Genomic DNA, 9,127 nt, shown 5'->3' with positions numbered 1-9,127 from the left:
TGGTTGTTAGAGATAAAGTGGTACGCTCATTGACACCATCTGTGCCAGGAGGAGGCACGGTCAACTTTGTATCACCATGGGGCCAAACTTACTCTGATACTATTCAGAGAAGAGAAGAGGGTGGAACACCTAATATACTTGGAGACATAAGGGTAGCACTTGCAATGCTTATTAAAGAGGCTTTAGGTCAAGATTGGTTAGAGCGCAGAAACAAAGATCTCCGTGAGCGAGCAACTTCAATTTGGGAAAGAAATCCAAGATTAGAATTTATGGGGGGAAATCAATCCCCAAAGTTACCAATTTTTTCGTTTCGCGTAAGGGATGGAAATGGTGGATACGTCCACCACCAATTTTTCACAAAACTCTTGAGCGATGTTGCAGGTGTGCAAGCGCGTGGAGGGTGTGCCTGTGCAGGAGCATATGCACACCGATTGTTGGGTATAAATCAGGAGCAGTCTGCTATGATTGAAGAGTCTATCAAAAAAGGAAATGAGCTTGAAAAACCCGGCTGGGTTCGACTCAATTTATCAGCAATTATGACTGATGACAAAGTTGATCAGGTAATAAGTGCGGTTGACGATCTTGCATTTTCCGCAATGAATTATCAGTCTTACTATTGTGCAGATGCAAAAAATGCTCGCTTCATTCTGATTTGCAATAATCCAAATAAAGAACATGATACAACCTCTGCAAACAACTGATAAAGTGATATTTCTAACGAAATTAACAGAACTAATGAAAATAGTTTCTGAATTTTCCAGAAACTAACGAACTCATTTAAGTCAATTTCTACATGAGTAATGAAAACAAGAAATTTAATGATATTGGCCTGAAGTGCCTTGGGGAGCGTCTGAAGGAAGATCTAGATTGTCTTCTCTATCCAGGCAAAGACTGGGTACCACCACGTGACGAGGTGACTGACATTGTCATAATCGGTGGGGGTATGTGTGGGATGGTGTCTTGGCTAGCTTTATCATCTGGTGGTATAAAAAATATCCGAATTTTTGACCGTGCTCCGAAAGGAAAGGAAGGGCCTTGGTTGACCTATGCTCGGATGGAAACTCTGCGCTCACCAAAGAACTTGACAGGGCCAGCATTTGGCCTTGGGGCCTTAACCTTCCAGGCATGGTATCGAGCTCAGCATGGAGAGGTTGCCTGGGAGAAATTAGATAAAATTCCACGTCCTATGTGGATGGACTATCTGCAGTGGTATCGTGAAATTCTGGAAATACCCATTGAAAACGGTGTCTCAGTTGATCATCTGGAACCAAAGGGTGATCTACTGAATTTGAGGGTTTCAGGTGCTGAAAACGGGACGATCGTCTGCCGAAAAGTAATATTTGCTTCAGGACGAGATGGTACTGGTGGTCCCAATATCCCAGGATTTGTTGATAACATTCCTCAAAAGTTCTGGGCGCACAGTGCGGACAAGATTGATTTTGCAGCTCTCAAAGGTAAGCGCGTGGCAGTGGTTGGAGTTGGGGCTTCAGCAGTTGATAACTCTGCAGAGGCTCTCGAACATGGTGCTGCAGAAGTACGACATTTAATTCGTCGTGAAGAAATGCCCACAATCAATAAAATGATGGGCATTGGCAGTTATGGATTTACGGCTGGTTATGCTGCTTTGCCAGATGAGTGGCGCTGGCGATTTATGCAATATTCGTTTGCCACTCAGACCCCTCCACCTCATGGATCCACAATTAGAGTTAGTCGACACGAAAATGCCTATTTCCATTTTGGCAAGGAAACGATTCGAATTGAGCAGCTAGGCAAATCAATAGAAATTTTCTTTGCTGATGGATCCTCATACTCAGCAGACTATCTGATTTTGGCCACGGGATTTACTATTGATCCCATGGCCCGGACAGAATTTGGAGAAACTGCTGGGAATATCTTGCTTTGGCAAGACATGTATACTCCACCTACTGGTGAAGAGAATGAGGATCTTGGTCGGTTCCCTTACCTCAATTCGGACTTTACTTTCCAAGAGAAAAATCTGGGGGTTGCTCCCTGGTTACGTAATGTCTACTGCTTCAATTATGGAGCTGCAGTGAGCTTGGGTAAAGTGAGTGGAGATATCCCAGGGATTAGTGAAGGAGCTGCCTGGCTAGCTAGAGAAGTTGCCACAAAACTTTATGCTGAGGATGTAGAGCTGCATTGGCAGGGCATGATCAACTACGCCAAACCAGAGTTGGATGGAACTGAATGGAAGCCAACTGAACTAAAACAGAAAACTAAATGGGGAAGAGTGGCATGAGTCTTTTTGAACCCAGTACTTTGGAAGTATCAGGTATTTCAGCTGAGAGTAGTGTTGGTGAAGCCATTTCAACTCGGTCTAACATTTTTGAGATGACTCAGCTTGCAGAATCTGCTGTGCTGCGTCCACTTGAGTATGGAATGTTCCCTCACGATGTTCGAGCTGCCCTAGCTTACAGAATCGCAGCCCGTGCTGGGGAAAGCAGGCTAGCAGAATACTACGCAGCATCAGTGGGGGATAAATTTAATTTAGCAGAATCCACAATGATTGAAGGTGAACCAGAATCAACTCTCATCCCATTCGTAGATAAAGCAGCCAATGCAACAAGAGATATTGTGGCTGAGGATATTTCAAAATTAAAGGCTGTGGGTGTTTCAGATGCTGATATCGTTAGGCTCTGCGAGTTGATTGCCTTCGTGGCCTATCAGGTGCGAGTAGCCTTGGGGCTGCGCTTGATGAACGGAGGAGCATGAGCAAAGTTTTACATAAGTTTACGAGAAAAGTACCAAAATGGAGGCCTCGAGTTCAACCTGTAAAGTTGGACGATGCCACTCTTGATCAACTAGATGCATTGCAGGTGACACCATCGAACACAAAGGTATCAGAATATGTTCTAACCCTCGCACATGACGTGGAAAGTTTGAAAGTGCGGTCGCCACTCTTCAACGCTATCATGTATGACAAGGGTGGAATGTCCCGAACTGAGCGGGAACTCGGAGCAATTGCGGCTTCAATGGTCAATCGTTGTGTATACTGCGCAGCCGTGCATGCAGACCGACACGCAAAGTTATCAAACAGTACTGAGGTCACAGATAAGCTCCTTGCCCGGGGATTTCATGCTGAACTCTCGCCACGTGATGCTGCTATCTTTAATTTTGCCCGCAAACTTTCGGAATCCCCTCCCCAAGCAAATGCAGATGATGTAGAAGCACTTCAGAAAGTTGGGTTGAAAGATGACGAAATCTTAGATCTGATTCTTTCTACTTCTCTATTTGGTTGGGCCAATCGTTTGATGCATGTGCTAGGTGATCCGATGCAACAAGATGAGGAAGCATGAGCGCGAGATTGAGGGTTGGAATCGCTGGTGCTGGTTCGATTGCATTGGGAACAGCTGCCCTCCTGGCCCAGCGTGGTCATCAACCTATGCTCTGGTCACCTTCCGGAAAAGGTACAGATGGCCTAGAATCCGGAGTTTCATCTCATGGAGCGATTGAACTATTCTTCAATCCTATGATTGCTAGGTCTGCGGAGGAACTGGTAGCTGAAAATCAAATCTTAATGTTAGCGCTGCCGGCTTGGGGGCATAAAGAGGTCATGGATGAGCTAGCACCCCACATTGCCCAAGGTCAGCAAGTGATTATTTCATCACACGCATCCATGGGAGCACTCTATCTGATGCAACTTCTCAAAGCGCGGGAAGTTTCCATCCCAATTACTGCTTGGGGCACAACTGCAGTGACTGGAAGACGCGAGGAGGGACCCGTAGTAAAGGTGAATACTGTACGCAGCCGGGTAGACCAATGTACGATAACTGAGGGTATGTCAAGTCATGCAATGACTATCTGCCAGCAACTTTTTGATGATCGTTTCGAACCCCGTGCAGGGTTGTTGGCCATCTCACTTTCCAACCTCAACCCTCAGAATCATCTTGGAATTGCGTTGGGCAACATCACCCGCATGGAAAGGGGTGAAGTTTGGAGTCAGGGCCAAAATGTGACTCCGAAAGTGGGACGGTTGCTTGAGATGTTGGATCTTGAACGTCTGGCAATAGCTGAAAAACTAGGTCTCAAGGTGAAAACAATTTTTGAACATTTTCATCTCAGTTTTCATGTTCCAGTAGCTTCGATTTCTGAGATGAATCAGCAGATGCATGAACAGGGAAATGGGGGGATTGGGCCTGCTACAGCAGACAGCAGATACGTTACTGAAGATGTGCCCTATGGTTTGCAGTTAACTTCACTGCTCGGTAGGCTCGCAGAACGGCCAGCTAAACTACATGAAGCAGGAATCAAAATTTTTTCCGCGATGTATAATGTTGATTTTGCAAAAGAAAACAATTTGTTAGCTGCTCTTGATCTTGAAAAGTATGGTCTCCAAGATCTTCAGCGAGCGTCCTTGACTGGGATACTGAATTGAAAGGATTCTCTGACAGTTTTCAGAAAATCAATTAAACAATTGCGGATTCCACTTTCTAACTTTGCCAAAATTTAGTTCAGTCATAAATTAATCGCAATCGTTCAAAGTTTTTATTGACTTTCCTCGGGAGTTAAATCTGGTAGGGTCTGCCTTGTTTGAATGAATGTAGATTTAGAAGATGTCTTCTGGATTCAAAATTAGAGATCAAAAAATCTACAATAGCTTCTCAAATTGATGAGGAGTTGTGATGTGCGTGGTGAGTTAAATATAGGCAATAGCCAATTAGGAGGTTTTGAAATGGCAGATTACAAATTAAATCGTCGAAAATTTATTGGGATGACTGCTTTAGCTGGAGCAGCAATGGCTAGTCCGGCCTATGTTCGACGGGCTTCAGCTTCTGGTGGAGAAGTCAACATTTGGACCTATAACGATTTTGTTCCGCAAAGTTTCAAAAAACAGTTTGAAGCAGAAACTGGTATCAAAATTAACATCCGCCTAGTGGATGACCAGGGCAAGCAATTCAACTTACTGGCTGCTGAGCAACCAAACCCAACAGTTGATATCATGACAGTTGCTGGGCACCGCTTCCTGCAATTTATTGACAATCAATTGTTGGCCCCTCTTGACACGGACCGACTAACAAACTGGGGTAAAATCAACCCAACCTTCTCAGAAAGTGACTGGGCAACCATCAATGGTGAGAAATGGGGAGCACCCATTCTATCTGGAATGGAAGTTCTAGCCTATAACTCTGAGCTCGTTTCCATGGAAGAAGCTCTGACCTGGGACACGCTTTTCTCAGAAAAATATTCCGGGCAGACTGCTTACATCATTCAAGATATGATGTCGATCGTAATGTTAATGCTTGGATATGACGGTAACATGGTGGCATATCTGAATGATCCAGATAAAGCGGCCGCAATCGTTGAAGAAGCGAAGCAATTTTTGATTCAGAAGAAACCTCTGGTGCGTAAGTATTACGACAGTGGCGCAGAGGTGCAACAAATGTTTGTCAACCAGGACATCACATTAGGTCACAGTTGGAATGGCCCTGCTGCAGCCCTAATCAACGATGGCTTCCCACTAGGGATGACCATTCCAAGAGAGGGATCCTACGGTTTTGTTTACACATACAATATCGCCAACAATGCACCGAACTTGGACAATGCTTATACCTTCCTGAATGCGATCTTGGCTTCGCCAGAAATTGGGGCATCCATGACGAAGGCTTCTGGATTTATCTCGACATACAAGGACGCATCAAAATATCTGACTGATCTTGAAAAAAGATCAACTTCCTTCCCCGAAGATCAACTGGCTAATCTTCAATTCTTTCGCGCCGAGGCAAATAAGATGAAGTACGGGCTTGTTGATCCAGCAGTTGAGGCTGTGAAAGCAGCATAGATATGCCTAGCAAGTAGTCCATCTATCAAGGTGGACTACTTAGATTATCCCAGCAAAAAGTGTTTCAAAGATGTCCAATGAAGCATCCGTAAGCAATGCCCCTGACGGTCTTGCAAAAACGGAAGGCGAACGCTCATTCTGGGGGTGGTTAGCCAACTGGGGACCCTACCAGACGCTGATGTCGGTTGTCACACTTTCTCCACGTAGACAGTTTTTCATACTAGCCGCTTTCCCAATCCTTTGGTTACTCACGCAGCACCTAGGCCCAATGCTTCAGATGCTGCATGTGTCTCTCCTTGATGCTTATCCAGTAGCTCCTGATGTTGCTCAGGAGTTTTCCCTCGAGAGCTATTTAAAGTTTTTTGGAGACCACATTTTTTGGATGCCTCTTTTCCGAACTTTAATTTTTGCAGCTGTTTTCACTTTATCTACTCTACTTATCACCTACCCAGTTGCATATTTTCTGGCACGTCATGTAAGCCGGAAGAATCAGATGCTGATGTTATTAATTTTATTGATTCCATTTTGGGTGGGAGAGATTGTTCGTACCTATGCGATCATGATATTGCTTGGAAACACAGGTGCTTTGAATCTTGCTCTGAAGTGGCTGGGGTTGATTGATCGACCCATCCCATTCATGTACACGAGCTTTTCGATGGGGCTTGGGATTGTTTACTTGACAGCGCTTTACATGTTGTTGCCACTATATTCAGCACTTGAAAAACTGCCAAAAAGCTACAACGAAGCGGCAGCTGACCTGGGGGCTGGAGCATGGACGAGGTTTCGAAGAGTGACTTTACCACTCACTATCGAGGGAATCTCCTCAGGCTGTACGCTGGTATTTCTTATTTCAACTGGTTTTTATGCCACCCCAGTACTTTTGGGAGGACCATCGACAACTGTTTTTGCAGAAACCATTGCAGGTTTTTTCCATGTGGCTGGTGACGAGTGGCCTACGGGCGCTGCCTTCGCTGTGATCATGTTTCTGGTAGCTTTGCTCATTACAGGGGTATTCCAACGACTAATGAAATCTTTAAGAAAAGGAGATTCCTCATGAGTCGTGGTAACCGCATCGCGTTGGCATGTATTTATTGGGCATTCGTTCTCTACGTCTTTGTGCCATTGATCTTGATGATCTTGATGGGATTCAAAGATAGCAAATTCATTGGTTTTCCAATTCGTTCATGGACGTTGGACTGGTACACCAGGATTTTTTCGGATGCAGAGGTGCTTCACACCTTTGGTTACTCGGTGATCATTGCCGTTCTGTCCACACTGATTTCGGTAGCGGTAGGTACTTGGATCGCAGTACTTCTGGAGGGTCGAAAATTCTGGGGTAGGGCGTTCACCTTTGGGATGATGGTTCTGCCTGCACTTGTACCTGGAATCATCTCGGCGATCGCCTTTAGGATCTATGCTCGTTGGTTGGAAATTGAACCTGGAATGGGAGCGATTATCTGGTCGCACGCCGTTCACAATGTACCCTTTGTTTCACTGGTTGTGATGGCACGGCTCTCTACACTGCCAAAAAGCCAGATCGAAGCGGCTCGTGATCTTGGTGCGGACCCCCTGATCGCTTTCCTGCGAATCACTTGGCCTTATTTGGTTCCTGCTATTCTGGGAGCAAGCGTGTTTTGCCTGTTACTGAGCTTCGATGATTTTGTGCGATCTTTCTTTCTTGGAGGGTATGAACCAACGCTCCCCGTATTGATTTTTGCGATGCTGCGTTCGGGAATGTCCCCTGAAATAAATGCGATCTCTACAGTAGCCCTAGTATTGACTGCAGCCATTGGCATTTGGGCGGAGAGGTTTACTCGCAAGGCGAAAAAAGGCTCAACATGACCTCTCAGTCACTTGTGAAAATGGATGGAGTATCAAAGCGGTTTGGTAGTGCAATTGCCTTAGAACACTTGTCGCTGGGGATTAAGGAGGGGGAATTCGTAACTTTCTTGGGACCCTCGGGTTGTGGAAAATCAACCACTCTTCGAATTTTAGGTGGGTTTGAGCGACCAGATACGGGCAGAGTCATCCTCGATGGTAAAGATGTTACTCATCAACCTCCTGAAAGACGCCATGTGAACATGGTTTTTCAGGATTATGCCTTGTTTCCTCATATGACTGTCCGACAAAATATTTCCTTTTCTTTGGAGTTGAAAGGCATGGGCAAGGTGGCGATTAAACAGCAACTGGACGAGATCATGTCATTTTTGGAGTTGAAAGATTATGGAGATCGCTATCCAGGCCAATTGTCTGGTGGTCAGCGACAAAGAGTTGCGCTGGCTCGAGCTCTAGCTCCAGAACCAGCATTACTGCTGCTGGATGAACCTTTGGCAGCATTGGATGCCAAGCTACGAGGCCAGGTTCAACGTGAATTGAAATCCATACAGCGTCAGACCAACAAGACTTTCTGCTTTGTTACGCATGATCAGGATGAGGCCCTCACCATGTCCGATAGAATTATCGTGATGAACATGGGGAAAGTTGAACAGGATGGTTCACCAGAAGAATTATATTTCAAACCAGCTAGCCGCTTCGTAGCAGACTTTATAGGGGAGACCAATTTCCTGATTGGGAGATTGCTCAGTCAAGAAAATGGTTTAGTTAAAATGGAGTGGTTTGGACATACATTTCAGGGTTACTCAACCGGGAATAGAACAACAAATGAATCGCAAATCACAGCCTCTGTCAGATTAGAGAGATTGGAATTTCATCAAAGGTGCCCTGATCGGGTGAATCAAGTCAGAGGGAAACTGGTAAATAGAATCTTCCTGGGTAGTCGGATGCTTGTTGAGTTACATGTTGAGGGGACTCCAAATGAAAAATTGCGTGCCTTTGTAGATCCAGATCTAGGAAATTCCATTGGTGAAAACTTGATCTGGGCTACATGGAAGCCAGAGAGTATGGCCATCCTAAGAGACTAGGTGTGTTTCTAGTAAAGAAATTAGCGTTGAAATGAAAAAAATTGTTATTTGAAATCTATCTCTCACCGAAAATTCCTGCCCCTTACTTGATTCATTCAAAAACCTTCGTTTGAATAATCTCAGCTAGGCCTCCTAATAATGACTGGTCAAATTAAATGGGCGTTGGCGCCTAAGCATTGTTTAGTTTATGGATGAGTAGCTTCAAAGAAATTTCTAACATCCTTTTGGATTTACTATAGCACAGCATCCTACGGTGCAATTAGGCCAGGTAATGCCTGAGTCGACTATTGAGTGATTCGATCTGAGTCGTGAATGTCTTGCCTTGGTGGTGTAAAGCTATGGCACAGATTTTCATAGGTTTTGAGAAAATCTGTGCCATAGCTCATGGTAGGCAAGCCCTTCCATTGCT

9 protein-coding genes and 1 pseudogene are annotated in these 9,127 nt (G+C 45.0%); 9 read left to right on the top strand and 1 reads right to left on the bottom strand.

Annotation, left to right across the window (positions count from 1 at the left end; translation table 11 throughout):
- The 9 genes from P8O70_05145 to P8O70_05105 form a co-directional block, all read left to right on the top strand.
- The coding region (locus P8O70_05145; protein MDG2196263.1) for an aminotransferase class V-fold PLP-dependent enzyme at nt 1-701 on the top strand (701 nt) is incomplete at its 5' end.
- A gap of 92 nt (nt 702-793) precedes the next feature.
- Nucleotides 794-2,257, top strand: coding sequence for an NAD(P)/FAD-dependent oxidoreductase (locus tag P8O70_05140; protein MDG2196262.1), 1,464 nt, complete (start codon nt 794-796; stop codon nt 2,255-2,257).
- A complete protein-coding gene (locus tag P8O70_05135; GenBank protein ID MDG2196261.1) occupies nt 2,254-2,730 on the top strand; it encodes a hypothetical protein in 477 nt (158 codons plus the stop codon). The genes P8O70_05140 and P8O70_05135 overlap by 4 nt, the downstream gene beginning before the upstream one ends.
- Nucleotides 2,727-3,314 carry a peroxidase-related enzyme gene (locus P8O70_05130; protein MDG2196260.1) on the top strand — a complete coding sequence of 196 codons (588 nt, stop codon included), beginning with the start codon at nt 2,727-2,729 and terminating at the stop codon, nt 3,312-3,314. The genes P8O70_05135 and P8O70_05130 overlap by 4 nt, the downstream gene beginning before the upstream one ends.
- Nucleotides 3,311-4,393, top strand: coding sequence for an NAD/NADP octopine/nopaline dehydrogenase family protein (locus P8O70_05125; GenBank protein ID MDG2196259.1), 1,083 nt, complete (start codon nt 3,311-3,313; stop codon nt 4,391-4,393). Before P8O70_05130 ends, P8O70_05125 begins: the two co-directional genes overlap by 4 nt.
- 297 nt (nt 4,394-4,690) lie before the next feature.
- Nucleotides 4,691-5,797 (top strand): extracellular solute-binding protein, encoded by a 1,107-nt coding sequence (locus P8O70_05120; GenBank protein MDG2196258.1) that lies wholly within the window; start codon nt 4,691-4,693, stop codon nt 5,795-5,797.
- Nucleotides 5,798-5,867: 70 nt separating this feature from the next.
- The gene (locus tag P8O70_05115; protein MDG2196257.1) at nt 5,868-6,854 is read left to right on the top strand and encodes an ABC transporter permease; all 987 of its coding nucleotides are present in this window, start codon (nt 5,868-5,870) and stop codon (nt 6,852-6,854) included.
- Complete coding sequence (locus P8O70_05110) at nt 6,851-7,639, top strand: ABC transporter permease (GenBank protein ID MDG2196256.1); 789 nt, start codon at nt 6,851-6,853, stop codon at nt 7,637-7,639. Before P8O70_05115 ends, P8O70_05110 begins: the two co-directional genes overlap by 4 nt.
- Nucleotides 7,636-8,718 (top strand): ABC transporter ATP-binding protein, encoded by a 1,083-nt coding sequence (locus tag P8O70_05105; protein ID MDG2196255.1) that lies wholly within the window; start codon nt 7,636-7,638, stop codon nt 8,716-8,718. Before P8O70_05110 ends, P8O70_05105 begins: the two co-directional genes overlap by 4 nt.
- 169 nt (nt 8,719-8,887) lie before the next feature.
- Here the strand turns inward: P8O70_05105 and P8O70_05100 are convergent.
- Nucleotides 8,888-9,037: pseudogene (locus tag P8O70_05100) on the bottom strand (IS1 family transposase).
- Nucleotides 9,038-9,127: the final 90 nt, after the last annotated feature.

The sequence above is a fragment of the SAR324 cluster bacterium genome (assembly GCA_029245725.1).
Taxonomy (GTDB): domain Bacteria; phylum SAR324; class SAR324; order SAR324; family NAC60-12; genus JCVI-SCAAA005.
This window is presented reverse-complemented; position numbering and strand designations above follow the sequence as displayed.

Excerpts from the sequence above, each read along its gene's own strand:
- P8O70_05115 (MDG2196257.1), top strand. The coding sequence starts at position 5,868 with ATGTCCAATGAAGCATCCGTAAGCAATGCCCCTGACGGTCTTGCAAAA.
- P8O70_05130 (MDG2196260.1), top strand. The coding sequence starts at position 2,727 with ATGAGCAAAGTTTTACATAAGTTTACGAGAAAAGTACCAAAATGGAGG.
- P8O70_05140 (MDG2196262.1), top strand. The coding sequence starts at position 794 with ATGAGTAATGAAAACAAGAAATTTAATGATATTGGCCTGAAGTGCCTT.
- P8O70_05135 (MDG2196261.1), top strand. The coding sequence starts at position 2,254 with ATGAGTCTTTTTGAACCCAGTACTTTGGAAGTATCAGGTATTTCAGCT.
- P8O70_05105 (MDG2196255.1), top strand. The coding sequence starts at position 7,636 with ATGACCTCTCAGTCACTTGTGAAAATGGATGGAGTATCAAAGCGGTTT.
- P8O70_05125 (MDG2196259.1), top strand. The coding sequence starts at position 3,311 with ATGAGCGCGAGATTGAGGGTTGGAATCGCTGGTGCTGGTTCGATTGCA.
- P8O70_05110 (MDG2196256.1), top strand. The coding sequence starts at position 6,851 with ATGAGTCGTGGTAACCGCATCGCGTTGGCATGTATTTATTGGGCATTC.
- P8O70_05120 (MDG2196258.1), top strand. The coding sequence starts at position 4,691 with ATGGCAGATTACAAATTAAATCGTCGAAAATTTATTGGGATGACTGCT.